This is a genomic window from Amantichitinum ursilacus (assembly GCF_001294205.1).
Lineage (GTDB): Bacteria > Pseudomonadota > Gammaproteobacteria > Burkholderiales > Chitinibacteraceae > Amantichitinum > Amantichitinum ursilacus.
The window spans coordinates 65,345-89,931 of record NZ_LAQT01000005.1; the positions used below are offsets into that span (position 1 = coordinate 65,345).

The 24,587-nt window shown below is 60.0% G+C and carries 21 protein-coding genes and 1 riboswitch; of the genes, 6 read left to right on the forward strand and 15 right to left on the reverse strand.

The window, feature by feature from the left end:
- Positions 1–89: 89 nt before the first annotated feature.
- The 5 genes from WG78_RS07680 to WG78_RS07700 all read right to left on the reverse strand — a co-directional run bounded on the left by WG78_RS07680 (position 90) and on the right by WG78_RS07700 (position 5,329).
- Positions 90–512, reverse strand: a complete 423-nt coding sequence (locus tag WG78_RS07680; protein WP_053937217.1) for an ExbD/TolR family protein — start codon at positions 510–512, stop codon at positions 90–92.
- A 45-nt stretch (positions 513–557) separates the two neighbouring features.
- On the reverse strand, positions 558–989 hold the full coding sequence (locus tag WG78_RS07685; protein WP_053937218.1) for an ExbD/TolR family protein: 432 nt from the start codon (positions 987–989) through the stop codon (positions 558–560).
- Positions 990–995: 6 nt separating this feature from the next.
- The gene (locus tag WG78_RS23310) at positions 996–1,670 is read right to left on the reverse strand and encodes a MotA/TolQ/ExbB proton channel family protein (protein ID WP_201782392.1); all 675 of its coding nucleotides are present in this window, start codon (positions 1,668–1,670) and stop codon (positions 996–998) included.
- Between the two features lie 119 nt (positions 1,671–1,789).
- Positions 1,790–2,452, reverse strand: a complete 663-nt coding sequence (locus WG78_RS22670) for a hypothetical protein (protein ID WP_161805083.1) — start codon at positions 2,450–2,452, stop codon at positions 1,790–1,792.
- Positions 2,453–2,680: 228 nt separating this feature from the next.
- Complete coding sequence (locus tag WG78_RS07700; protein WP_083458857.1) at positions 2,681–5,329, reverse strand: TonB-dependent receptor; 2,649 nt, start codon at positions 5,327–5,329, stop codon at positions 2,681–2,683.
- Positions 5,330–6,256: 927 nt separating this feature from the next.
- On the opposite strand from WG78_RS07700, the gene pta reads away from it, so the two are divergent.
- Positions 6,257–8,305: a phosphate acetyltransferase gene (gene pta, locus WG78_RS07705; RefSeq protein WP_053937222.1), complete on the forward strand. Its 2,049-nt coding sequence runs from the start codon at positions 6,257–6,259 to the stop codon at positions 8,303–8,305.
- 132 nt (positions 8,306–8,437) lie between these two features.
- Here the strand turns inward: pta and fusA are convergent, their stop codons facing one another.
- The 3 genes from fusA to WG78_RS07720 form a co-directional block, all read right to left on the reverse strand.
- Positions 8,438–10,453: an elongation factor G gene (gene fusA, locus WG78_RS07710; protein ID WP_053937286.1), complete on the reverse strand. Its 2,016-nt coding sequence runs from the start codon at positions 10,451–10,453 to the stop codon at positions 8,438–8,440.
- Between the two features lie 527 nt (positions 10,454–10,980).
- A complete protein-coding gene (locus WG78_RS07715) occupies positions 10,981–11,208 on the reverse strand; it encodes a hypothetical protein (RefSeq protein WP_152969113.1) in 228 nt (75 codons plus the stop codon).
- Between the two features lie 360 nt (positions 11,209–11,568).
- Positions 11,569–12,462, reverse strand: coding sequence for an AraC family transcriptional regulator (locus WG78_RS07720; RefSeq protein WP_053937224.1), 894 nt, complete (start codon positions 12,460–12,462; stop codon positions 11,569–11,571).
- 157 nt (positions 12,463–12,619) lie between these two features.
- Here WG78_RS07720 and WG78_RS07725 point away from each other — a divergent pair, with 157 nt between their 5' ends.
- Positions 12,620–13,456, forward strand: coding sequence for an oxidoreductase (locus WG78_RS07725; RefSeq protein ID WP_053937225.1), 837 nt, complete (start codon positions 12,620–12,622; stop codon positions 13,454–13,456).
- 138 nt (positions 13,457–13,594) lie between these two features.
- Here WG78_RS07725 and gcvA read toward each other — a convergent pair whose 3' ends face one another.
- Positions 13,595–14,485 (reverse strand): transcriptional regulator GcvA, encoded by an 891-nt coding sequence (gcvA, locus tag WG78_RS07730; protein WP_053937226.1) that lies wholly within the window; start codon positions 14,483–14,485, stop codon positions 13,595–13,597.
- A 149-nt stretch (positions 14,486–14,634) separates the two neighbouring features.
- Between gcvA and WG78_RS07735 the strand changes: the two genes are divergently transcribed.
- On the forward strand, positions 14,635–15,243 hold the full coding sequence (locus WG78_RS07735; protein ID WP_053937227.1) for a glutathione S-transferase: 609 nt from the start codon (positions 14,635–14,637) through the stop codon (positions 15,241–15,243).
- On the opposite strand, the gene WG78_RS07740 is transcribed toward WG78_RS07735, so the two are convergent.
- The 5 genes from WG78_RS07740 to WG78_RS07760 form a co-directional block, all read right to left on the reverse strand.
- Positions 15,240–15,473 carry a hypothetical protein gene (locus WG78_RS07740; protein ID WP_053937228.1) on the reverse strand — a complete coding sequence of 78 codons (234 nt, stop codon included), beginning with the start codon at positions 15,471–15,473 and terminating at the stop codon, positions 15,240–15,242. The genes WG78_RS07735 and WG78_RS07740 overlap by 4 nt on opposite strands.
- 94 nt (positions 15,474–15,567) lie before the next feature.
- A complete protein-coding gene (locus WG78_RS07745; RefSeq protein WP_201782393.1) occupies positions 15,568–17,928 on the reverse strand; it encodes a S53 family peptidase in 2,361 nt (786 codons plus the stop codon).
- Between the two features lie 90 nt (positions 17,929–18,018).
- Positions 18,019–18,105, reverse strand: a riboswitch (cyclic di-GMP riboswitch).
- A 161-nt stretch (positions 18,106–18,266) separates the two neighbouring features.
- Positions 18,267–18,521 (reverse strand): hypothetical protein, encoded by a 255-nt coding sequence (locus tag WG78_RS07750; protein WP_053937229.1) that lies wholly within the window; start codon positions 18,519–18,521, stop codon positions 18,267–18,269.
- Positions 18,522–18,526: 5 nt separating this feature from the next.
- Positions 18,527–19,075: a hypothetical protein gene (locus WG78_RS07755; RefSeq protein WP_053937230.1), complete on the reverse strand. Its 549-nt coding sequence runs from the start codon at positions 19,073–19,075 to the stop codon at positions 18,527–18,529.
- Between the two features lie 276 nt (positions 19,076–19,351).
- Positions 19,352–20,785 carry a glycoside hydrolase family 1 protein gene (locus WG78_RS07760; RefSeq protein WP_053937231.1) on the reverse strand — a complete coding sequence of 478 codons (1,434 nt, stop codon included), beginning with the start codon at positions 20,783–20,785 and terminating at the stop codon, positions 19,352–19,354.
- A 113-nt stretch (positions 20,786–20,898) separates the two neighbouring features.
- On the opposite strand from WG78_RS07760, the gene WG78_RS07765 reads away from it, so the two are divergent.
- The 3 genes from WG78_RS07765 to WG78_RS07775 all read left to right on the forward strand — a co-directional run bounded on the left by WG78_RS07765 (position 20,899) and on the right by WG78_RS07775 (position 23,546).
- Positions 20,899–21,771, forward strand: coding sequence for a LysR family transcriptional regulator (locus tag WG78_RS07765; RefSeq protein WP_053937232.1), 873 nt, complete (start codon positions 20,899–20,901; stop codon positions 21,769–21,771).
- A 142-nt stretch (positions 21,772–21,913) separates the two neighbouring features.
- Complete coding sequence (locus WG78_RS07770) at positions 21,914–22,225, forward strand: helix-turn-helix domain-containing protein (protein WP_053937233.1); 312 nt, start codon at positions 21,914–21,916, stop codon at positions 22,223–22,225.
- Entirely contained in the window at positions 22,215–23,546 is a 1,332-nt protein-coding gene (locus WG78_RS07775; RefSeq protein WP_053937234.1) for a HipA domain-containing protein, read from the forward strand. The genes WG78_RS07770 and WG78_RS07775 overlap by 11 nt, the downstream gene beginning before the upstream one ends.
- Here WG78_RS07775 and WG78_RS07780 read toward each other — a convergent pair.
- Positions 23,543–24,445 carry a LysR family transcriptional regulator gene (locus tag WG78_RS07780; protein WP_053937235.1) on the reverse strand — a complete coding sequence of 301 codons (903 nt, stop codon included), beginning with the start codon at positions 24,443–24,445 and terminating at the stop codon, positions 23,543–23,545. The genes WG78_RS07775 and WG78_RS07780 overlap by 4 nt on opposite strands.
- Positions 24,446–24,587 lie beyond the last annotated feature (142 nt).

Consider the following 24,587-nt stretch of genomic DNA (forward strand, 5'->3'; position numbering starts at 1 on the left):
AGCGGCAAACCCCAACTGCGGCCTGAAAAAATGCCTGAGTGGGCGTTCCACTCAGGCACGGACTTGCTAGCGCGGCAGACGCGCGTTCATCACTGGATGAACTGCTCGCCGCCCACGATGCCGATCTTCTTCACGCCAAGGCGTTGCGAAGCGGCCAGCACCATTGCAACCGGGTCATACGTCGCGTCTTTGTCAGGGCGGATATGAAACTCGGGCTGCGGGTTCATCGTGGCAATGCTTTTCAGACGTTGTTCCAGATCCGCCTGGCCGCCCACGATTTCGCCATTCCAGCGAATTTCGTTTTGCGGGTTGATGTCCAGCTCAACCACCACCGGCTTTTCGTTATTGGCCGAGTTGTTGTTGGTGGGCATATCCAGTTTGACGGCGTGCGTCTGGATAGGAATGGTGATGATCAGCATGATCAGCAAAACCAGCATCACGTCGATCAACGGCGTGGTGTTGATTTCCATCATCAGATCGTCATCACCCGATCCGCCTACATTCATGGCCATGGTGTGTTCTCCATTGGGCGGCGCAGACAAGCTGCGCCGCAACGATCAATTGTTGGCAGGTGGTTCGGTAATGAAGGCAATCTTGACGATGCCCGCGCGTTGCACGGCCAGCACGATGCGGCCCAGCGGACCATAACGTGCGGCAGCGTCGCCACGGATATGCACTTCGGGCTGCGGGTCTTTCTTGGCCGCAGCATCAAGGCGCTTCGCCAGCTCTTCATCGGAAACCGGGGTGACGTTCCAGTACGTGACGCCCTTTTTATCCACAGCCAGCACCACGTTCTCAGGTTTGGTCTGAGTGGGGATGTTGGACTGCTTGGGCAACTTCACATCAATGGATTGGGTAACCACCGGAATTGTGATCAGAAAGATGATCAGCAACACCAGCATCACGTCGACCAGCGGCGTGGTGTTGATGGCCGACATCACCTGATCGTCGTCCGCGCCTCCGCGGCTGAGTCTCTGGTAACGGGCCATGTCCGCTTACCGTACCGGGTTGTTCAGCAGGCTGGCGTGCAGACGGCCAGCAACCACGCGAACCTGATCCAGCACCAGCTTGTTACGACGCACCAGCCAGTTGTAACCCAGCACCGCAGGCACGGCCACAGCCAGACCGATGGCGGTCATGATCAGCGACTCACCCACCGGGCCTGCCACTTTGTCGATCGACGCCTGACCGGCAATACCGATAGCCGTCAGCGCGTGGTAGATACCCCACACGGTACCGAACAGACCCACGAACGGGGCGGTGGAACCGACAGTAGCGATCACCGACAGGCCGCCTTGCATGTGGTGGCTGGCGCTATCGAGCGCATCGCCAATCGCCATGCCAACCCAGGTGTTCAGATCAACGCGGGCGCTCAGTTCGCCTTTGTGTTCACGCGCAGCTTCCACGCCGGACTTGGCGATGTGGCTGTACATGCCTTCGTCGTCTTCGTTGGCGGCGTGTTGTTGCAGTTCGAGGCCTTGCAGGGCCAGCAGTTCGTGGCCTTGCTTGATCAGACGGCGTTGTTCCAGCAGCTTGACGATGCCGACATACCAGGTGGCAGCCGACATGATCAGCAGAATGCACAGGGTGGAACGGGCGACGATGTCGCCGTTGGCCCACAGCGCATCAATGCCGTAGGGGTTGGACGTGTCTGCAAATGCGGCAGGCATTGCGACCAGACCAGCGACAGTTGCAACAGCGCGGGACACTTTGGAGCTAATACGGAAAGTCATTGGATAACCTCGTTAACTTGATTCCTTGTGGGAATCGGGCGGAATCAAATAATCAATTATTCAGTGTGAAAGCCGATTTCACGCTTCAACAGCTTGTTCGGGGTGCATGCGTAATCCGAGAACGACGCAATGACTGCAGCCTTGAACAACCTCTGATACGACGGCGGGATGCCTTTGTAGGAAATATCCTGCAATTCGGCTTTGCCATCGGCACCGGTCTTGAACACCACGGTCACCACGCCACCAATTTCGTCGGTTTGCGCCTTGGACGGATATTCCGGCGCAGGCATGGCCGAGCAGTTACCAGCAGCCGACACGGGGCCAGCGGGTGCAGGCGGTGCGGGCGGCGCAGGCGGTGCTGCAGGTTCCGGCGGAGGTGGAGGCGCCTGACTGGTCACTACAGGCGCATTGTCTGCCTGCGGGTGCGGGTTCTGGATCGGCGGGACGTAGGCCGGCGGCGGCGGTTTAACCGGCTGCGGCTTCGGCACCTGCTTTTCGACAACCTTTTCAATCTTGGGAGGCGGCGGCGGTGGAGGCGGTGGGGGCGGCTCACTGATGATCGAGACTTCCACCTTTTGCTGAACAGCTTTAACCACGTTCTGCGCAAGTCCGGAGACCAACGCATAGATCAACAGGACGTGAAATATGATCACGCCTACCAACCCAGTGGCCCTTCTGGATTTGGCGTTGTACCCAAATCCTTTCATCGTACTAGCCATGATAAGGCCCAACCTGTGTAGTTCACTGAAAAATACCCTCGACAAAACAGAGGCCTGTCAGAGCGAAGGCCTATCAAACAAGCAATTTGCATGCCTTGTCACTAAGGGATTTCCAGCAGTCCGATTAATACTTCGACACACTTTCCGTCTGGGTAAGCAATCGGAAATTCCAGAAAGCACGCCCGGCACCTGTAAAAGCGGGCCGGGCGTATCAGCTAACTTACGTAATTACATCTTGTAAGAAGCCTGGATGAAGTAGGCACGACCGATGGAGTCGGTGTAACGCGGATCGTAGCCAACCTGGAACATGTAATCCTGGTTGGAGTACGGCGGTTCCTTGTCAAACACGTTCTTCACGCCAGCGGTGATGGTCAGGTTCTTTTGCCACACGTAGGTGACCGAAGTGTTCCACAGCGTGTAGGAGGCAACGTCATTGCCTTCATATTCGTCGTGGTAACCCGATTCGAACGTAGAGCCAATGATCGCGCTCCACGGACCCATCGACCAGTTCAGCGCCAGGTTGTGCTTCCAGCGGAAGATCGGGGCGTTGTTGTAGTCGGAGAACTTGCCGACGCCACCAAAGTACTCGCCACCCTTCTCAAGCTGATAGTCAAACTTGGTGATGTACGAACCATCGAACGTCAGGCCAAAGTTACCCAGCGGGCCTTTCGGGAAGGTGTACTGCGCGTTCACGTCAACGCCGGACATCTCGGTGTTACCCAGGTTCTGGGTGTTATCGACGACGTACAGCAGATGGTTGTCGGAAGCGTCACGCACGTAACGGTCTGCGTACTTGACCGGATCAGCAAAGATGGCCGATTCAGACAACACGCCGATGGTGTTACGGATGTGGGTCCAGTAGAAGTCAACGCTAGCCGTCAGCGATTTGGTCGGTTCAACCACAAAGCCGAAGGTGATCGAGTTGGACTTTTCCGGTTCCAGGTTGGTGCTGCCACCGATTTGCTTGTGCATCTGGTTCGCGCAATCGCGAGCCTTGTTGCCGCCAGCGCCCAGATTGACGTTACCGCCCGGGCATAGCAACGGGTCGTCGTACGGCGCAGCGGTGAAGGTCGACTGGTCAGGCTGGTAAATGTCATACAGCGACGGCGCACGGAAACCAGTGCTGGCCGAACCGCGGAACATCAGTTCCTTAACCGGGCGATAGGTCAGCGCGATTTTCGGGTTGATGGTGTTGCCGAAGTCGCTGAAATGGTCATCACGTACAGCGATGGTGGCATCCAGGTTCTTCACGATCGGGATGTTCATTTCGAACGAGATCGCCTGAGCATTACGGCTGCCCGAGGTATCTTCCGAATCTTCCAGGCCCGAGCTCAGCGCTTTCTTGGCCAGATCAGTGTAGTCAGAGCTCAACGACTCGTGACGCGCTTCCACACCGATGCTGATCGGAACGGTGCCAGCAGGCAGCTGGAACAGATCGCGACCCACATGGAAGTCGGCCATCGTGGTCTTGTACTTGTCGTCCTCAACCAGACCGCCCAACGACACCGTATCCCAACCGGTGGTGTCGGTGCTGAACGGGTTGATGGTGCCCGTGGTCAGCGCGGTGCGCAGCAGATCCGGATCGAGGTAACCGCCAGCCAGATAGTGCTTCACTTCGTTTTGCGAGTAAGCCAGGCCACCGCGGTAATCCCAGGCGCCGATGGTGCCTTCAGCCGAAGCAACGATACGTTGCGTGGTCGAAACATCCTTGTCGATACGCGGGCCGAGCGGGATCGAACGACCGTAGAGAGTAATCGGCTTGCCGTTTACTTGAACGTTGGTCGTGGTTTCTTCGCCCGTATCCGGATCAGTGCTGGTGACTTCGCGGAAAGCCGGCAGGTCGGTCGGATAGTACTTGTCACCCGGGTTCAGGGTGTACGGCACATCAGCGGCCAGCGGAGTCGGTGCAATCTTGGTCATGGTACGGGTTTGCGTACCCACGTATTGCAGCGCAACCTGGTTGTTTTCGTTGATTGCGTAGGTCGCTTTGCCGAAACCGGTGATCTGGCTGGTTTGCGGCTGGATACCATAGAACAGCGGGGTTTGCGCGCGGCAAACTTCTTTCGACGCCGAGTAGATCGAGTACGGCGGAGCGCAGTTCGGCGCGGTCGGGTTCGAAACCGTGCCAGAGTTGTCCGCGTAGTTGAACGGCCAGGTGTAGTTGGATACACCGTTCGGGCTCAGGCGGCTGATGGCGAAATCACGGTCTTGCGTCTTGATTTCGTTGTCTTTGGAAGCGCTGAACGAACCGTAGACGTTCCAGCCTTGCTCGGCCAGATTGCCGTAACCACCGGTCACGCTGACTTCTTTGTGGATGCCACCCTTGTGCTGGGGATCCGAGAAGTTGGCTTCGATGGTGGCGCCTTGCAGCGACTTCTTGGTAATGAAGTTGATCACGCCGCCAATGGCATCGGTACCGTAAATGGCCGAAGCGCCGTCACGCAGCACTTCGATACGGGCGATGGTGGCCAGCGGGATCGCGTTCAGATCGACCGCAGTGCCGTCGATAGCCTGGTTGGCCAGACGACGACCGTCCAGCAGAACCAGTGTGTACTGTTGGCCCAGACCGCGCAGATCGGCGAACGATGCGCCGCCGGTGTCTTGACCTACGGATTGGTTGGAAGTGATTGCCGAGCTGTTGGTCGACAGGGTTTGCATCGCCTGTTCAACGCTGGTGATACCCTGGCGGGTCAGCTCTTCGGTATTGATTACGGTAACGGGCTGCGCGCCTTGCTGGCTGATACGACGCAGGTTGGAACCAGTTACTTCAACGCGTTCTACAGATGCCGCGTCATCGTCCGCTGCATAAACGGCAGACGCATAAGTCGCACCAATCATGGCCATTGCCACAACCAGTTTCTTTCTTGAGTGAGTCATCACTGCCCCCTGACTTTTGGTAAAAATGGAAGCCCATTAATCCTTACAAACGGATCAACAACAGGCTGTTGGCCTGCGTTGCCGGCATTGCCGTTCCGTCTGCCGTGTAAGCGTTGGCATAATTGCAGAATCTTTTGCTACACAACAAAATTAATACTCGATGACACACAAACGTGTTGCGGATACGGAACACTCACGTAAAAAAATGAGGGCTAAATCGGGGCATTTCGACTGTTTGAAGGGTCTGTTTTTGACTTGTTTGTCTATTATTTTCAATGGGTTATTGTTTAAACCTGAGCACATTTATTTAATGTTGCGGCAGAACAAGGGGCCGAAGATTGCACTTGTATGGTGCAAAATTTATGGCTAATTGGGGGTTGACAATTGCGCTTGTTAATATCTTTTAGACATTTTGTCTGCGAAATTAAAATCTATTTGGCATATAAGATATTACGGATGCGGAACAAATTTGTAAGATTTGCGCAAAATACAATGCAAATGATCGTTTGAATTCTGATATGACGCACCAAATTAGGACAACAGGCCATTTTTGGCAAATTTGTTGCACCATAATTGTGCTTTTGTTGCAACAAGCCTGACCGACCTGTCAGGTAGATGAACGTGTCGGGATTACAAATACTTGCCGACCACAGCTAAATCGTTTCCGGCTGTAACCCAAGTAATCCGTGGTTTGCGCGGCGGGGGCAAAAACGGTGCGCACTGACATAAAACGGGGCGTTTTTGCGCGTCTATCGATGTAGCCGCCGCGGTACAGATACATGCAGTGCCAGGCGCATCTGGATCAAAGTTTCTCCATAGCGTCCACGCCACAATGGCGGCCGCCGCACACGGTAAACTCCCCGCCTGTGAGCGACACAATCGCTATCTATAATTCGCCGCATCCCCGGCGTGTTCAGGACACTCATCATGCAAACCTTTTTGATCGCTCCTTCCCGCCAGAATGTCGGCCTGACCTCCGTGTCTTTAGGCGTGGTGCGCGCGTTGCAGCATCAGGGCCTCAAGGTCGGCTTTGTAAAGCCGGTGGCGCAAGATCATGGCGCGGTGGAACGCTCCACTCACTTTGCGCGCGACATCTGTCTGATCGACAGCCCGCAGTCGCTCTCCACTGCGCAAGTGATCACCCGCGTGGTGGCCGGGCAGATCGATGAATTGCTCGAAGACATCGTCAGCCTGTGCATGAGCGCGGCCAAAGGCGCTGATGTATTGATTGTGGAAGGTTTGCATGTGGATGCCGGTACGCCGATTACGGCGCGGCTGAATGACGACATCGCCCGCAGTCTGCAGGCGGAGATCATCCTGGTGGCCAATGCCAGCCTGCCGGGTGCGGCCGCGGAAGCGCGCGTGGCGTGCCGGCAGTTGCGCAACGAAGGTCGTAATGTGGCGGGCGTTATCTTTAATAAAGCGCCCGAAGGCTTCGACGCCGCGTCGGCGCAATACGAGATGGATGGCGTGCCGCTGTGGGGCGTTATCAAATATGAACCGAGCCTGATGGCGCCGCGCACGCTGGACGTGGCGCGCCATCTGGATGCCGAAATCCTGATCGAGGGCGAACTGAACACGCGCCGCGTGATGGAAACCGTGATTGCCGCGCGCTCAGTGTCGGAAGTGGTGGAACGCCTCAAGCCCGGCGCGCTGGTCATCAGCGCGGGCGATCGCGACGACATCATGCTGGCCACTGCGCTGGCCGCCAGCAACGGCATTCCGCTGGCGGGTTTGCTGCTGACGCATTCCAGCGCGCCCGATCCGCGCGTGCTGGGGCTGGCGCAACTGGCGCTCAATAGCGGCATTCCGGTGCTGCGCACGCATACCGACAGCTATAACACTGCGGCGCGCATTACGCTGGTGCCGCCCGCGGTGGCCGCTGATGATCACGAGCGTATGAACGCCGTGCTCGATACCGTGGCCGAGCAACTGGATACCGCGCGCCTGATGGACGCCGTGCAACTGCCCGCCACCACGCGCATGTCTCCGCCCGCGTTCCGCTATCAATTAATCCAGAAAGCGCGCTCCCAACCCAAACGCATCGTGCTGCCCGAAGGCGAGGAGCCGCGCACCATCCGCGCCGCCATCATCTGCGAAGAAAAAGGCATCGCGCACTGCGTGCTGCTGGGCAAGCGCGCCACCATCGAAGCCGTAGCCACCGCACAAGGCGTAACGCTGCCCGCCTCGCTGGAGATTCTGGACCCCGAAGAAATCCTGCCGCGCTACGTGGCGCCGATGGTTGAACTGCGCAAGAGCAAAGGTCTGACCGAGCCGATGGCGGTGGCGCAGCTGTCCGATACCGTCACGCTGGGCACGATGATGTTGGCGGTTGATGAAGTCGATGGCCTGGTGTCGGGCGCGGTACACACCACCGCCAGCACCGTGCGCCCTGCCCTGCAACTGATCAAGACCGCGCCGGGCTCTTCGATTGTGTCCTCAGTCTTCTTTATGCTGATGCCCGATCAGGTCCTGGTGTACGGCGATTGCGCCATCAACCCCAATCCCAATGCCACGCAACTGGCCGAGATTGCGCGCCAGAGCGCCGACAGCGCCGCCGCCTTCGGCATTGCGCCCAAGGTGGCGATGATCAGTTATTCCACCGGCAAGTCGGGTTCGGGCGTTGATGTGGACAAGGTGCGCGAGGCCACCGAGCTGGCGCACGAGCTTTATCCCGATCTGGTACTGGATGGGCCGTTGCAATATGACGCGGCCTCCGTGGTTGATGTGGCTGCGCAAAAAGCGCCCGGTAGTAAGGTTGCCGGCCAGGCCACCGTGTTTATCTTTCCGGACCTCAACACCGGCAATACCACCTACAAAGCGGTACAACGCAGCGCGCATGTGGTTAGCGTGGGCCCGATGCTGCAGGGTCTGCGTAAGCCGGTTAACGATCTGTCGCGCGGCGCATTGGTGGACGACATCGTGTTTACCATTGCCCTGACCGCAATCCAGGCGCAAACCGTGGCGCCCGCCTGAAAGTTTTGCTGCGGGCGTAAAAAAACGGCCAAACGTTTGTTTGGCCGTTTTTTGTCACTTCATATGCGCAAAATCGTCACATGCAATTACGAGAACGTCGAGCCGATGTCAGTCAACATCAGCCCTACCGCACTACGCAGCCACCGTCGCCGGGGCATTCACCACCGCGTAGTGGTCAAACTGCATGCTGAAGCTGGCACGGCCCGAGCTCATCGCCCGCAGGTGGCCGATATAACCAAACATCGCCTTCAGCGGCACTTCGGCGTGCAGCACCGTGCTGCTGCCGCGACTGCTTTGCTCGGTCACCTGACCACGCCGGCGGTTGATATCGCCGATCACGTCGCCCAGATAATCGGGCGGCGTCACCACTTCCACCGCCATCACCGGTTCCAGCAACTGCGGCCGCGCTTGTTGCTGCGCCTGGCGGAAAGCCGAGAAGCCCGCCAGATCAAACGCCAGCGGCGAAGAATCATTGGCATGGAAACGCCCGTCCACCAGCGTTACGCGCACATCCACCACCGGGAAACCCGCCACCACGCCCGATCTGGCCGCGCGCTTGACGCCTTGCTCCACCGCAGGGATAAATTCGCGCGGGATCGCACCACCGGCAATGGCCGAGACAAACACCAGGCCCTCGCCACGCGGCAACGGTTCCAGCTTCAGTTCCACCTCGGCAAACTGGCCGGGGCCGCCCGATTGCTTTTTGTGCATATAACGCACTTCCGTGCTCGCGCCGATGGTTTCACGCATCGCCACTTGCGGCTGACCAATCTGCACATCCACGCGAAAACGCGTACGCAGTTTTTCCAGCGCCACTTCCAGTTGCAACTCGCCCATGCCTGACAAAATCGTCTGGCCAGCTTCGGTGTCCTGGCGCAAACGCAGGCTCGGGTCTTCCGACAACAGCGCCTGCAGGCCTTTCAGCATGTTCTGCTGATCCGCCGTGGTACGCGGTTCCACCGCCACGTCGATCACCGGTTCGGGCGCATCAATGCGTTCCAGCACCAGCGGGTGGCCTAGCGCACTGAGCGTATCGCCCGTGACCGTATGCTTCAGCCCGGCAATTGCAACAATTGCGCCTGCCGTGGCTTCGGCTTTTTCCACCTTGCGATCGGCGTGCATCTCGTACAGGCGGGCAACGCGTTCGCGTTCGTCACCGTTGCTGATCACATCGCCGGTCTTGAGCGTGCCGCGGTAAACCCGCACAAACGTCAGCGCGCCATGGTCATCGTGGATCACCTTGAAGGCCAAGGCCGCTAACGGCCCTTTCGGATCGGCTGCGATGTTTTCTTCGGCCCGCACCGGTACGTCTTGCGGCGACGGCAAATACGCCACCACCGCATCCAGCAGCGGTTCCACGCCTTTGTTCTTGAACGCTGAACCCGTCACCACCGGCACAAACGCTCCAGCGATCGTGCCTTTACGGATCGCCGCGCGCAGTTGCGTTACATCGGGCTCCACGCCATCCAGCCACGCACCCATCATCGCGTCGTCTTGCTCAACCACGGTTTCGATCAGTTGCTCGCGCCATGTTCTGGCGGCGGCCACCAGTTGGTCCGGGATCGGCTTGCGCTCGACTTTGCCCGGCGTGTCACCAGCGGGCCAGGTCAACGCCACCTGGTCAATCAGATCAACCAGGCCCGAGAACTCGCCTTCGCTGCCAATGGGCAATTGCAAGGCCAGCGGCGTCACGCCCAGGCGTTCGCGGATCATCTCCAGCACGCGATAAAAATCAGCGCCGGTGCGGTCCAGCTTGTTGATAAACGCCAGACGCGGCACCGCGTATTTGTCGGCCAGACGCCAGTTGGTTTCGGTTTGCGGTTCAACGCCCGCTACGCCATCGAATACCACCACCGCGCCATCCAGCACGCGCAACGACCGGTTTACTTCGATGTTGAAATCGATGTGGCCCGGGGTGTCGATCACGTTGATCTGATGGTCTTGCCAGAACACCGTGGTCGCCGCGCTGTTGATGGTGATGCCGCGTGCTTGTTCTTGCGGATCAAAGTCCATCGTCGCCGCGCCGTCATGCACTTCACCCACGCGGTGGTTTTCACCGGTGTAATAAAGAATGCGTTCGGTGGTCGTGGTTTTGCCTGCATCCACGTGCGCAATGATGCCGATGTTACGTAGTCTGTCGTTTTCCATGATGGGTTTATCCAGCAAAAAGCCCCGCAGGGCATGTGCCATACGGGGCTTTTTGGGCTCATCCGGATGGCACGATCTGCGGCCGTCCGGAAGACCAGGCGGTCGCGCTAAAAGTAGCCTTGGCTTGCGCGAGCGGGCGTTGCAACCACAACGTCGCCCATGGGCCGACCAGAAGAGGCGCGCAAGCTCGCGTTCTTCTGGCCATTGCAAATGGTGGCGATCAATTTGTCGTAGGTACGCATTGCCGGATGTCCTGTAATAAATGGGGTCCCGCAGCCGAGGGCTACGGTTGCGCTAATGATGGTTGGCGATCGGGCAATTTTCAAGCATTAATTTATCGATCACTACAAAAATACCGGGCGGCCGACCAACGGTATGTTTTGCGATGGCGCGCAAGGCGGTGCGGGCGCGGGTTTGCAGGCCCACACCGGCAACGCGGCGGCGTTTGATAGCGGGATGAACACATTGCGCGCGAGACGGCGCGGATCAAGCAGAGGGGGATGGCCCGCGTTGGCGGGCGCGCAGGATCAGGCGGTGGTGTTGATCAGCGTGCCGATCATTTCATTGGCCGATTTGACCACTTTGGCGGCTGCGGCAAAGCCGTCCTTGGCCACGACGCCGCCAATCAGCCCGCTGGCCATCGCATCGGTGTCGCCCGTGGTGCTGCTGCTGGCCACCTTGCCCGCGCTGCCATTGGCCATGCTTTGGTAGGCTTGCATGCCAGCCAGGCCAGAACCGAGTGCAGAAATAGACATGATGGAAATCCCGGGCAGTGGATAAAGGCCGCACGGCGCGGCAAAGCGGATGATACCCAGGCGCGGCCGGGCTGCCGCCCAGGATCTCTCCTGGGGAGAGATCCCATAGGGTGGGACTCGGCGTCCCCGTCCCGACCCACCGTCCAAAGCAGCGCGCCAAACTAGCGGCTCGTGGCGGTGGCTTTGAAGGGTGGGTCGCGACCCACCCTATGGGTTACACATGCTCCGTTACGCAAAAGCGTGATGTGATCAGGGTGGGACTGGGCGTCCCCGTCCCGACCCACCGTCCAAAGCAGCGCGCCAAAGTCGCAGCTCGTGGTTATGGCTTTGAAGGGTGGGTCGCGACCCACCCTATGGGGATCAAACCGCCTGCAAATTCGGCTGCGTACGCAAACGCGCCGTATCGCGCGCCGGGGGTTCGCCATACAAGCGTCGATATTCGCGGCTGAATTGTGACGGGCTGTCATAACCCACCGCAAAGCCCACGCCTGCTGCGTTGGTGCTCTGCCCCGCCAACATCTGCCGCGCTATCTGCAACCGGATGCGCTTTTGAAACTGCAGCGGACTCAGCCGCGTCACCGCCTTGAAATGCCGATGCAGACTGGATGCGCTCATCATGCTCACCGCCGCCAGCGCCTCGATACTGAAAGGCTGCGCATAGTTTTCGCGGATCCAGCCAATCGCGCGGTTGATTTGCGCCATGCGGCTATCCATCTGCGCCAGTTGCCGCAACGCCGGGTTATCCAGCAACAAGCGATACAGGATTTCGCGTTCGGCCAGCGCCGCCAGCACGCCGATTTCTTGCGGCCGGTCCAGCAAGCGCACCAGCCGCAACAAGGCCTCCAGCAAGTCAGTGTGCATCGGGTACACGCCCAGACCGATGCCAGCATCAGGCAATTGCACATCGGGCAAGTCCAGCATCAGCGCGGCCAGCACGGCCGGGTCCAGCGTCAGGCCAATCGATAGATACGGCTGTTCCGGGCTGGCTTCGATAATCTCGCCCGATACCGGCATATCCACGGTGGTCAGCAGATATTGCGCGGGATGGTATTCAAATTCGACATCGGCAAAGCGGCCGCGCTTACGGCCCTGGATGACCGCCACCAGGCCGGATTGATACACCGTCTGTACCGGCGGCGTGGGCGCTTCGGCGCGCATCAGGGTCAGATTGGCAATAGCGGTCGGCGTGCGCCGCGCCTTGCCGTGGCGTAATGCGATAGCGCGTAATTCGTCGAGAATCTGCTGTTGAGTCATTGTTTTCTCCTGTTGCGCAGCGTGCCGATCAACGCGCACCGGCGCAAGCGGCTGGCCACCAGCTTGGCAGTATTGTGCAAGAAGCCGCCAGTATCCAGCTATTGATGCCCGGCCTGCGGCGCGCAACATGGCGGCACTTCAACGCAAGGAGCATTCCATGAGCAAGGTCTGGTTTATTACTGGCGCTAACCGGGGCCTCGGGGCCGAGATCGCCAAAGCGGCATTGGCCCACGGTGACCGCGTGGTCGGCACCGCGCGCAATCCGGCGCAACTGCATGCCACGCTGGGCGCAACGGAAGAACAATTGCTGGCGCTGGCACTGGATGTCACCCGCATCGAGCAGCTGCAACCCGCGGTGGAAGCCGCCGTGGCGCGCTTTGGCCGCATCGACGTACTGGTTAACAACGCGGGCTACGGCCAGTTGGGCGTGTTCGAAGAAATCGACGCCGCCGCCATCCAGAAGCAATTCGCCACCAATGTGTTCGGGCTGATCGAAATGACGCGCGCGGTATTGCCGGTCATGCGCAAGCAACGCAGCGGACACATTTTTAATCTGTCTTCGATTGCCGGCCTGCGCGCACCACCGGGCGCGGCCATTTATGGCGCGACCAAGTGGGCGGTGGAAGGCTTTTCGGAAGTGCTGGCGCTGGAGACCGCGCAGTTTGGCATCAAGATCACCATTATCGAGCCGGGCGCTTTCCGTACGGATTTTCTGCATGAGACTTCGGCGCATTACGCCACGCACACGGTGCCCGATTACGCAGAATTTGCGGCCCATCTGGCCAGCGGTTACGCCACGCGCAATCACAAACAGCCGGGCGACCCCGCCAGGCTGGGGGCGGTGGTGCTGCAACTGGCCAACGCCGCCACGCCGCCGATGCGTTTTCCGGTCGGGTCGGACGCGGTGAAGATCGCGCAAGACAAGATCGACAGCCGCAGCGCCGAACTGGCGCAATGGCGCGATCTGGCCGCCAGCACGGACTTCCCGGCATAAGCCGGGGCGCGGCGCCCCCGCCTGGCCCCCCGTGCCAGGCCAAAGCAAAGAATCGCAAAGCGCGGCGTCACGAGCCGGCTTTGCAAACTTTTTGATGGCCTGGCAGGGCGGGGCCCGGCATCCCCGCCCAAGTCCACATCAAGTCTGGTTTAGATAAGCCGCGACTTCTTCTTGCAGCCATTCAGCAAAGTGCACCTGCTTGGTATTAGCCACATCGCGCACCGGCCACACCAGCCAGTACGCGTAGGGATACGGCACGCGGATATCGGTCAGCTGCACCAGTTCGCCCCGCGCCAGCGCATCGGCCACCAGGCTGCGCCGCTCCAGCGCGATGCCCTCGCCCATGCGCACGGCGCTCAGCACGATATTGGAATCATTGGCCGACCAGCCGTGCGCGCCGTCGGGTTTGTTCACGCCTGCGTGCTGGCACCAGTTATCCCATGCCGCATCATGACTACTAATGATCGTGCTGCTGACTACCTCGGCCGGCGTCTGCGGCAGTTGGCCCGCGTTAAACAACGGCGACGCCACCACCAGCAGCTCATCATCAAACAACTGCTGCTGTTCCAGCTCCGGCCAGTGGCCCTGCCCCATGCGGATGCCGACATCGGCCATGCCATGGCGCAAGTCTTGTAATTCCAGGCTGGTCTGAAAACGAACGCGATAAAACGGATGCCGTTCGCGAAAGCGCCCCATGCGTGGCAGCAGCCAGTGCAGCGCAAACGACGGCAGCGTGGCAATCACCAGTTCGCTGTGATGTGGCCGCGCCTGCGCCATGCGGGTGGCTTGCGCCAGGCCCCGCAAATGCACGCGGATATCCAGCGCGTACAAACGGCCCGCTTCGGTCAGCTTGAGCCCGCGCGCCTCACGCACAAACAGCGCCACCCCCATCAACTCTTCCAGAATGCGGATTTGCTGGCTGACGGCCGAGTGCGTCACATGCAGTTCGCGCGCCGCCAGCGTTACGCCGCCCAGCCGCGCGGCGGCCTCAAAACAACGCAGGGCGGTTAAAGGGGGTAGCTGGCTCATGTTAGATTTCCTGACGTATAGCGTTAAACATCGTTGCTGGTGGGCCGCAACGAGAGTGCCTACACTATCCGCACTTCAAGCCTTCTGGCAAATCGGCGCGCAATGGTCCGATTGCGCCACCACCAAGTCAAACTAACGAGAGCCCTGCCATGAAGTTGATCGGAATGCTGGATTCGCCCTATGTGCGCCGCGCGGCGGTATGCCTGCGCGTGCTGGATATCGCCTATGAACACGAAGCGGTATCCGTCTTTCGCCACTTCGATCGCTTTCACAGCATCAACCCGGTGGTGAAAGCGCCCACGCTGGTGCTGGATGACGGCCGCACGCTGATGGATTCCACGCTGATTATTGATTACGCGATGCGGCTGTCCGGGCGGGGAGAACGATTGGTGCCCGCAGCAGCCAGCGCCAGCATCGATCTCTATCGGCTAACGGGGCTGGCCCTGGCCGCCAATGAAAAAACCGTGCAGATTGTTTACGAAGAATTGCTACGCCCGGCTGAGAAACGGCATGCGCCGTGGATAGCGCGCGTCAGCAGCCAGTTGCTGGCCGCGTGCAGTGGGCTGGAAAGCGAAATCACACAGCGGCCCGCGTTTGACGGCACGCTGGATCTGGCCAGCATCAGCATCGCCACCGCCTGGACGTTTATGCAGCAGATGCAGCCCGACGTGGTGAAAGCGGCGGATTATCCGGCTCTGGCCGCCTATGCCGCGGCGGTGGAACAGCACCCGATATTGCTGGCCATTCCGCCGCTTTAGGAGGCCGGTGACTGCGTGACGGCAGAAGCGGGCCGCGCGTGATGATGCCGTCGATGCGCGGGCGCTGCAGCAGGCGCAGAAGCAGGCCGCGTATCCGGCGGTTCCGCTACCGGAATCACCACATGCGGCGGCGTGACCACCGGCTCGGGCGTAGTGCTGGCGGCCTGCGCTCCGCCGCCCGCCAGCGCCAACACCAGCGCCTGAATTGCCCAACTTGTTATCGCGCGCATTCTCCATTCCTCTCGCTGTAGAAGTCTGCAAATACAACGCCCGGCGCGAACCGGGCGTTGTCACATCATCCCTTGCTTGCGGCACAACCGGGGTTTAGCGTGCGTTGATCGCCACCAGCACCGTCGCTTGCGTGGTCAGCCCGCGGTTATCCACCACCGTCAGCTTGAGCGGATAGTTGCCCGCCACCGGCTTGGCCCAGCTATAGATCAGCGTCGGGCCGCTCATGGCAAAGGTCATGCCCAACGGCGCGCCGTCGATGGTGATGCGCAACCAGGTCGCGCCGGCATCGGCCAGCCCGATGGTGCCCGTCAGCGCCGTGCCCGCCACGCCAGTCGAACCCGTGGCGGTAATCACCGGGCCGGCATTGGCAATCTGCAGCGTATACACGCCCTTGCCGGTGATGCCGGTTTTGCTGTCTTTGGCAGTGACCGTCACCGCGTAATTACCCAACACCGGCGATGCCCAGTTGATCACGCCCAGCGTTGAAATCGTCATGCCCGCTGGCGCGCCCGCCAGCGTATAGGTGACCGGATTGCTGCTACTGACGGCCACCTGGAAACTCAGGGCCGTGCCCGGACGCCCGCTGATGGTCGCGCTGCTCACCAGTGGCGGCTGGGCGGCGGCCACCGTCACCGCATACACCGCGCTGCCGGTCTGGCCAGTCACGCTGTCTTTGGCCGTCGCGGTAACGGCATACGAACCGGCCACGGGCGTGGGCCAGCTGACCGTGCCGCTGCTGTTCACCGTCATGCCTGCGGGTGCGCCGCTCAGGCTATAGCTGAGCGTATTGGCGCCGGTGGCCGACAAGGTAAATGTTAATGCCGTGCCCACCGTGCCGCTGATGCTGGCAGCGGTGACCACCGGCGCAGGCGTTGCCGCCGTCGACCCCGAGAGCGAGGACAGCAAGCTGCTGACATTGGGCGTGCCCAGGCCCGAGACGGTGTCATACCCGGCTTTGGCCACGCAGGTGCTGCAGGTGCCGTCCGACCCCTTGGTGATATCGGCAAACACGCTGGCATAGGTCCCCGCTACCGCGCCGATCTGCTGATACAACGCCGTATGCGGCGCGCCCAGCGGCGCTTTGCTGCCCGCCGCGCGCAAGGCGTTGGCCACTGTAATCAGGCCAGCCCATTGCGGTGTGGACAAACTGGTGCCGCCCGCGCTCACCCAACTGGCCGTGGTCGCACCCGGCGCCAACACTGCCACGTACTGACCGGTATAGGGGTCGGCATTGAATGCCACATCGGCCACGCTGCGATGCGCGGGCGTGCCCAGGCCGGGCACTTTGTTGTTCTGATAAGCGGGCGTGCTGACGTACGCGCTCACGCCGCCACCGGTGCCCGACCAGGCGGATTCGGAACGGCTGCCCGTGCCCGACCACGTCAGCGACGTACCGCCCACCGCCACCACATTGCTCGACACGGCAGGCCACGACACCGCCGCGCCACTGTCACCCGTGGCCGCCAGATAAGTCATCTTGTTAACGGTAAACGCACTATCCACCGAACTGGTCCAGTTGCCTTCGTTGGCGCCAAAGCTCATCGACACCACCCCCGGCCCCATCGCATTGGCCACCTTCACCGCGCCCAGCAGGCTATTGAGCGAGGCATCGGGCGCTTCCAGCAACACGATGCGTGCCAGCGGCGCAATCGCATGCGCCCATTGCACATCCAGCGCGATTTCCGTGGCCCAGCCCGAGTTATACGCTGGCGCCGTCGCCGTCATCGTGCCGCTGGCCGTGGTGTACACCACCGAGAACTCACACGCACTAGCTGATGCCGTGGCCAACGGCAATGCCGTGGTCGCGGCAATGGCCTTGGTGGTGCATGTGGGTAACGCAAATTTCTGATTAAACGTCGCCAGCTCCGCCGCCGCATTCGGATCATGCTGCGCATCGACGATATAAATGGTCTGGCCCGCGCCCAATGCCGCGGCTTGCGCGGTGCTCAGGCCCGACGTGGAAGTGGACAGCGCGCTCATGCCATAGGCCGCGCGGATTTGCGCCGGATTGTAGGTCACGGCGGTACTGGTGGAGGCTGCTGGCGTCGCATCACCCGCTGCTTTTTGCGTGGCGCGCATAAAGCGGCCCGCGCGCATTTGCTGCACGGTCAAGCGCGTGGTGTCTACATCGGATAGATCGGCCGCCACGGTTTGCTGATGCGGTGATGCCTGCTCGCCCGCCGCCGTATCGGCATCGGCCGGGCTATCCAGCAGCACCGGGGCCAGATGGAACAGGGGCTCGGCGGTTTGCGCCGTCAGCGTCTCGGGCAGCGCCACATTTTCGAGCGCCAGCGTGGTGTTGCCGGTCGCCAGCGACGCACTGGCCTGGCCCGCGCTGCTGGCGGTATCGGTGCTGCCATCGCCGCCACAGGCACTCAGCAACAACGCCATGCACACGCCCGGCATCAGCCGCGCCAACGGGGTGGGACGGAACTCGAAAGATGATTTTTGCATGGCCACATTGCTCCAGTCGGGCCGGGAGCAATGGCGCAAAAACAGTGGCGACAGCCACGCCGGCCCTTGCTGGATGGCCCGCGCCCTGCCACTGGCGACCCCGCTACCGTAGCGTTTGCACGCGACAGGCCGGAGGCTTTGCGTCGCTGCCTTTCGGCAGGTTTGCCCTCGAATACCCTGAATACCGCTTATTGAAAGGTGTGAGATCAGGGCCGTACACCGGCCAGATCCGCATGGAAGCTAATGTAGCCAGGGCTTGCGCAGGCGAAACCCAGGACCTCTCCGCAGAAGGGCCGCCATCGGTCGGGACGCAACGCGATCTGCGCCCGCGCTGGCGCTCAAAAGACCAGGCGCAACACCCAGCCCAGCACGCGTAACACCAGCACCACTGCAGCAGTCCCCAGCAGCAGCAGCCCTGCGCCGTAGACCCAGCTTGCGCCGATCCCCACCGTCTGGCGCACGCGCTCGCCCGCATCGGAATGCACGATCTGCTCGCCCATGCGCGTCAGCAGATTGTCGCGACCTTTAACGTGGATTTCGGCGGCCAGCGGAATCGCAAACCCCACCAGCATAAACAGCAGGATGAACCACATCTGCGCTACCCCTTCGCAATCATCGCCAACGCATAAGCGCCCAACAGCCCCAGCCCGAACGCCATGCCAAACGCCGTCCACAGCGGGTTGGGCTTGCCTTTTTCGGTATCGGCCACGCCCAACGCGCAAAACAAAGTGACCGCCAGGCTAACCACCATCAAGAAAAACAACAGGGCCGTGTGCTGCCACTTGGCCGACACGCCCAGCGCCGACATGAATTTTAAAAACGAGATCGCATCGAGGCCGGCATACAGATCTTCCTCTGACACCAGTTGCAGCGCCGCACACGTCAGCACGCCCCCAAACGACAGGATGGCCATGTCATAACCGGCCTTGTCATAGCGGAAATCACCGCCCATCAACATCGCCAATAGCGATTTGATGACAATGCCGGAAAACGCCAACGCCAGGACCACCCACGCATGCGGCCGCAACGGCGGCATCAGCGCTTGCCAAGCCAGTAAATACGGGCCGCCCAGCATGACCAGACCCGCCAGCAGCAACATCAGCAGCAGATGGTTTTTGCTGCGCTTGACGGCTTCGGGGGCGCTCATCGGTGGCTCCACGCAGTCCGGATCGCTGGCGGTAAGGATGCTTTAGGCGAATGGACAAGCAGGAAGGGAAAGCGCGTGGCAACTCGCATGCGATAACTCCGGAAGATGGAGGACGCGAGCGGGGAATGGTTGGTTTTGTGGTTGGGTTAATTAAAGGTGGCGATGAGGCGGCAGGGCAAGGTGGGGTTACGGGCGGTGGGCCCAGCGCTGCGACACTGCGCCGAGTTCAAGCCAGCCTTATCGGGCCGGCTTATTCCTCGGCGCGGTGTTCCGCATTCAAACATCCGCCCCATTATTGGCAATCACGCCCTGATACCAATAAAAACTATCCTTCGGAATCCGTTGCAGCGTTTTGGCATCGGTCTCATCGCGGTCGATATACACAAAGCCGTAGCGTTTTTGATAGCCATTGAGCCAGCTCAGGATATCGGTGAAAGACCAGGCGCAATAACCAATCAGATCGACGCCATCGGTAATGGCCTCGCGGCAGGCGTGCAGATGGCTGCGCAAATAATCGATGCGATAGCTGTCGTGCACTTTGCCGTGTTCCAGTTGGTCGAATTCGCCGAGGCCGTTTTCGGTAATCATTAGCGGCAGCGCATAGCGCGACGCCAGGCGGCGTAAACCAATTCGCAATCCGGTGGGATCAATACTCCAGTCCCAATTGGTGGTGGTCAGGTTGGGATTAGGCGCGGTTTTATATAAGCCCGGTACGCCGCTGGCGGGCGTAGTGCCTTTCTGGCCGGTGGTATTGATGCGTTGCATGGTGACGCCATCAAGGCTGTTTTCGGTAAAGGTAAGCGTTTGATAGTAATTAACGCCGATAAAATCGGGTCGGCCATTGCGCAGGATGGCCTCGTCACCCGGCAGGATATCGGGCGCTTCGCCCGCAGCCTGCAAGTGCGCCAGAGCCGCTTGGGGATAACGGCCAAAGCAATAGGTATCCAGCCACCAGTAGTTGGTAAATTCCTCAGCGTTTTCAAAGGCCAACATATCGGCCGGTGCGCTGGAGGCGGGATAGGCGGGCGAATAGGCAAAGCTGGGGCCGATCTGGCCTTGCGGCACGTGTTGGCGGAATGCCGCGATCATTGTCGCATTAGCCAGAAAGGCGTGGTGATTGGCGCAGAAAAAGCGTTTGCGATCTTGCACTGCGGGCGGATGCGTGCCCAATTGGTAGGCATTGGTCAGGTTGTAATTCTGTTCATTCAGCGACACCCAGTATTTAACCTTGCCGCCAAAACGCTGAAATAACGTCACGCAATAATGGGCGAAATCCGCGATGATGCGCCGGTCTTCCCAGCCGCCATATTCGGCCTGCAACGCTTGCGGCAAGTCCCAGTGATACAGCGTGAGCACTGGCTCAATGCCGTTGGCCAACAGCGCATCAATCAGCCTGTCGTAAAACGCCAGGCCCGCTTCATTGGGCGTGCCACGGCCGTCTGGAAAAATCCGCGGCCAGCTCACCGAAAAGCGATAGGCCTTCATGCCCATTTCGGCCATTAATGCCACATCTTCGGCGTAGCGATGGTAGTGGTCGACAGCGACTTCGCCATTGCTGCCTTTAAAAGTGCGGCCGGGCTCACGCGTAAACACATCCCAGACCGACTCGCCTTTGCCATCGGCATTCCATGCGCCTTCAACCTGATACGCCGCCGAGGCCGCGCCCCATAAAAATCCGTCGGGAAAGTCTTTCAATTGGCGATGTTGCATGGCGGGCTCCTCATGGTCCGGATGGCGAATCACAAAATAGCCGCCAGCATGCGCCGCGCCGGCTTATTCCGACCAATGATATATTTTCGGTTTATTGATTCCTGGCAGGCATCATGGAATTGCGTGATTTGCGCGCATTCGCCGTCTTGGGCGAATTGCTGCATTTCGGCCGCGCGGCCGAGCGATTGCATGTCACGCAATCGGCGCTGAGCAAACAAATCCAGCGGCTGGAATACGACGTGGGCGGCGCGCTGTTTATGCGCAGCGCGCGCGAAACGCGCTTGACCGAACTGGGCGCGGCCTTACGGCCCGATGCCGTACAAGCGCTGGCGCAAATCGACCAGCTCAAACGCAAAGCACAGGCGGTATTGGCGGGCGAAGCGGGCACCTTGCGCATCGGCTTTGGCATCGGCGCAAAAACGCTGGTGCCCGCCGCAATTTCGCAATTCCGTAAACACCGCCCCGATGTGCATATTGAATTGTTCGATTTATCCAGCCACCACATCGTGCGCGCATTAACGGAAGGCAAACTGGATGTCGGTTTCTGCCGCCTGCCCGCGCCCGCAGGCTGGCCGCATTTACCGGTGGTGCAGGCGCGCTTTGTGGCGGTGCTGCCGGATAGCTACCGCGATATCGCGCACCTCCGGCAGTTGTCGGCGCAGCGCCTGGTGCTGATCGAACATACGTTGGCCCCAGCGTTTCACGCGCATCTGATGACCTTTCTGGCGGGCCAGGGCGTGCGCATCAGCGATATCCAGCCGGTGCGCGATTTTGTTTCCGGCGTGACGCTGGCCGCGGCGGGCGTGGGCTGGACGGTGGTGCCGTCTTCCACGGTGGTCGATGTGCTCGGAGTACGCGTATTGCAACTGGAAGACCCGGCGGCCAGTTGGGCTATTGGATTGATGCGGCCGGCGAGCGTGGCCGGGCCGTTGGTGGCGGCGTTTTGGGATGTGGTGCAAAAAACGCTACTCCGTGAGGTTGATTAATCCTGGTATGGTCGACTTTAATATCCGACACGGCCCTATTCGGAATAAAATCCTTTTATAGAAGGATTTTTGAAGCAAAATGTCTGTTGAGACCCATTAATCCTGCTATAACAGTTTTAATTACGGTCCAAGGATATTCGACATGCGCAAGGTCAAAGCCCTGCCCTTTCCAACCAAGCCGGATATCGATTCGGCAGACGATATTGGCCGCTTCATTCGCGCCGCGCGTACTGCATCTGGAATCACGCTTGAAATGGCAGCTCTCCATCTGGGTGTCAGCAAACAAACCCTGAGCGATATAGAGCTGGGCAAAGCGACGGTCGGCATCGGGCTGGTCTTGCACGCGGCGCGCGAATTCGGGCTGAGCTTGATGTGCGTCAGCAGCAAGCAACGCGCTTTACTAAAGCATCAGTTGCTCTCCACGGTCGCCACGGATAAATCTGATGAAGCTTGATGCACATATCAATGACCAGCCCATCGGCGCGCTGCACTTCGACGAAGAAAGCCGTCGATTTGCGTTTGAATATGCTGCCACCTGGTTAGCGCGGGTGGACCATTTTCCGCTGAGCCCCGTCCTTGCTTCAGAACAACTTGCCGCGCTTTCAGAAGAGCGCGCCAGCGCGGCGGTACGGCAGTTCTTTCAGAATCTGCTACCCGAAGGACAGGCGTTGGAGGATGTCGCCAACGCAAATCGGGTGAGCAAAACCAATCTGTTCGCCATTCTGCGTGTCATCGGTCGCGAAACGGCCGGCGCGTTGGCCATGACTGCCGATGATGATGGCGTCGTCGCAGCCACGATGCCGGGCCGACTGGTGACCGAAGCCGAGTTGTCTTCACGCATCCGTGCCAGGGCGCAATTGCCTCTGTCAGTTTGGGACGGCCGGATGCGACTATCCATTGCCGGCGTCCAGGACAAGGTTGCTTTATATGTGCGCGACGATGCCTGGTTTTTGTCCAACGCCGCGCGGCAGGCATCCACGCACATTTTTAAACCCGATCCACAGCAGCCTGCTCTAGCACACCTGACTACCAATGAATTTTTTTGCATGAAACTGGCCCAGGCGGCCGGTTTAACGGTGGCCGAATGTGATTTGATCCATGTGCCAGAGCCGGTTCTGGTCATTAAACGCTTCGACCGCCAATTGCAAACGGATGGCGAGGTTACGCGGCTTTACGTCATCGATGGCTGCCAGTTACTGGGGCTGCCCGCGGATTACAAATACGAGCACAACATGGGCAGCGGTCAGGACGTTCAACACATTCGCGATGGCGCCTCGTTGCCATGGCTATTTCGGTCAGCGGGCGACCATTTCAGCCGTCCGATCGAGCGCATGACCTTTTTGCTGCCGTGGTTGCTGATACAGGTTTTGCTGGGCAATAACGATGCGCATGCAAAAAACCTATCGTTTTTTGTGGATTCAAGCGGTCTATGGCCCACGCCGTCTTACGATCTGGTCTGCACTGAGATACACCAAGGGCTGGACCAGGAAATGGCAATGGCTGTCGGCGACGCCTTTGTGTATGAAGCATTGACTCCGTATGAGTGGGCGCACTTTGCGCATCTGTGCCAGATTCCGCGAGCCTTGCTGGTTCAACAAATGCGGCATTGGGCGAAAGCCGTTCGAGCGGTGCTTGAATCCACGCGGCTTCTGGTTACCGCAAAGGGAGGGGACGAAGACTGCATCGAACGGATCACCGCCTTCGTTGCCGCGCGCTGCGATCGCATGCAGCAAGACGCAGACGCCGTCAAACAACTCTCGCGTGACTTGTTTTAACCGCCAAAGCACGCCGCGTAAACCCCCGCCACCCAATCAATAAACACCCGCACGCGCGGTGAGAGTTGTCTGCGGTATGGGTATAGCGCCGATACCGGCAGATCGGGGCTGATCCAGTCGGGCAGCACTTCCACCAGTCGCCCTGCCGCCAGGTCTTCGGCCACATGAAAGCGCGGCAGTTGCACCAGGCCGCATCCCAGTAAGGCGCCGTGCGCGTAATTCTCCGCATCGTTAATCGATAACCAGCCGCCGACATCAAACGTGCGCAGTTGCCCGTCGATGATCAGTTCCAGCGGATAGTCGCGCCCGCCGTTGCTGGCAAAAAAGCGTACGGCCTGATGCGTGCCTAGCTCGTCCGGATGGCGGGGGGTGCCGTGCCGCGCCAGATAGTCGGGGCTGGCGACAATCACCTGCGGCATCGCGGCCAGTTTGCGCGCCACCAGTGTGGAATCGCCGGGACGGCCGCCGCGGATGACGCAATCCACGCCTTCGCGCACCAGGTCGACCAGGCGATCGCCGCTGCTGATCACCAGATCGATATCGGGATAGCGCTCGTGAAATTGCTGGATGCGTGGCAGCACGATGCGTTTGGCGTGCGTGCCGCTCATATCCACGCGCAGCACGCCGCGCGGGTTGGCAGCCACGTGGCGCAGCGCGGCTTCGGCGTCGTCCAGATCACTCAACACGTGCAGGCAGCGTTCATAAAACGCCTGGCCATCCAGTGTGGGGCGCACGTGGCGCGTGGTGCGTTCCAGCAGCCGCGTGCCCAGGCGCGCTTCCAGTTCTTTGATGGCGTGGGTGGCAGTGGCGCGCGGCATGTTCAGCAGGTCGGCCGCGCGGCTAAAGCTGCTGAGTTCTACGATGCGAGTAAACAACTGCAAGGTATCGAAGCGGTCCATGGGCGATCAATCCGTGCGGATAAGGTCGCGCCATCGTAGCCGATTGTTGTCCCAGGTTGAATTGTGTTGCCGCTATCCACGCATTTATCCGGCCATGCATAACGACCACAATGCACTCCAACGCATCCACCCCATCCCACTG

Excerpts from the sequence above, each read along its gene's own strand:
- WG78_RS07725 (WP_053937225.1), top strand. The coding sequence starts at position 12,620 with ATGAGCAAGGTCTGGTTTATTACTGGCGCTAACCGGGGCCTCGGGGCC.
- WG78_RS07715 (WP_152969113.1), bottom strand. The coding sequence starts at position 11,208 with ATGTCTATTTCTGCACTCGGTTCTGGCCTGGCTGGCATGCAAGCCTAC.
- WG78_RS07745 (WP_201782393.1), bottom strand. The coding sequence starts at position 17,928 with ATGCAAAAATCATCTTTCGAGTTCCGTCCCACCCCGTTGGCGCGGCTG.
- WG78_RS22670 (WP_161805083.1), bottom strand. The coding sequence starts at position 2,452 with ATGGCTAGTACGATGAAAGGATTTGGGTACAACGCCAAATCCAGAAGG.
- pta (WP_053937222.1), top strand. The coding sequence starts at position 6,257 with ATGCAAACCTTTTTGATCGCTCCTTCCCGCCAGAATGTCGGCCTGACC.
- WG78_RS07685 (WP_053937218.1), bottom strand. The coding sequence starts at position 989 with ATGGCCCGTTACCAGAGACTCAGCCGCGGAGGCGCGGACGACGATCAG.
- WG78_RS07775 (WP_053937234.1), top strand. The coding sequence starts at position 22,215 with ATGAAGCTTGATGCACATATCAATGACCAGCCCATCGGCGCGCTGCAC.
- WG78_RS07765 (WP_053937232.1), top strand. The coding sequence starts at position 20,899 with ATGGAATTGCGTGATTTGCGCGCATTCGCCGTCTTGGGCGAATTGCTG.
- WG78_RS07750 (WP_053937229.1), bottom strand. The coding sequence starts at position 18,521 with ATGTGGTTCATCCTGCTGTTTATGCTGGTGGGGTTTGCGATTCCGCTG.
- WG78_RS07760 (WP_053937231.1), bottom strand. The coding sequence starts at position 20,785 with ATGCAACATCGCCAATTGAAAGACTTTCCCGACGGATTTTTATGGGGC.
- WG78_RS07720 (WP_053937224.1), bottom strand. The coding sequence starts at position 12,462 with ATGACTCAACAGCAGATTCTCGACGAATTACGCGCTATCGCATTACGC.
- WG78_RS07740 (WP_053937228.1), bottom strand. The coding sequence starts at position 15,473 with ATGCGCGCGATAACAAGTTGGGCAATTCAGGCGCTGGTGTTGGCGCTG.
- WG78_RS07680 (WP_053937217.1), bottom strand. The coding sequence starts at position 512 with ATGGCCATGAATGTAGGCGGATCGGGTGATGACGATCTGATGATGGAA.
- fusA (WP_053937286.1), bottom strand. The coding sequence starts at position 10,453 with ATGGAAAACGACAGACTACGTAACATCGGCATCATTGCGCACGTGGAT.
- WG78_RS23310 (WP_201782392.1), bottom strand. The coding sequence starts at position 1,670 with ATGCCTGCCGCATTTGCAGACACGTCCAACCCCTACGGCATTGATGCG.
- WG78_RS07755 (WP_053937230.1), bottom strand. The coding sequence starts at position 19,075 with ATGAGCGCCCCCGAAGCCGTCAAGCGCAGCAAAAACCATCTGCTGCTG.
- WG78_RS07770 (WP_053937233.1), top strand. The coding sequence starts at position 21,914 with ATGCGCAAGGTCAAAGCCCTGCCCTTTCCAACCAAGCCGGATATCGAT.
- WG78_RS07735 (WP_053937227.1), top strand. The coding sequence starts at position 14,635 with ATGAAGTTGATCGGAATGCTGGATTCGCCCTATGTGCGCCGCGCGGCG.
- gcvA (WP_053937226.1), bottom strand. The coding sequence starts at position 14,485 with ATGAGCCAGCTACCCCCTTTAACCGCCCTGCGTTGTTTTGAGGCCGCC.
- WG78_RS07700 (WP_083458857.1), bottom strand. The coding sequence starts at position 5,329 with ATGACTCACTCAAGAAAGAAACTGGTTGTGGCAATGGCCATGATTGGT.
- WG78_RS07780 (WP_053937235.1), bottom strand. The coding sequence starts at position 24,445 with ATGGACCGCTTCGATACCTTGCAGTTGTTTACTCGCATCGTAGAACTC.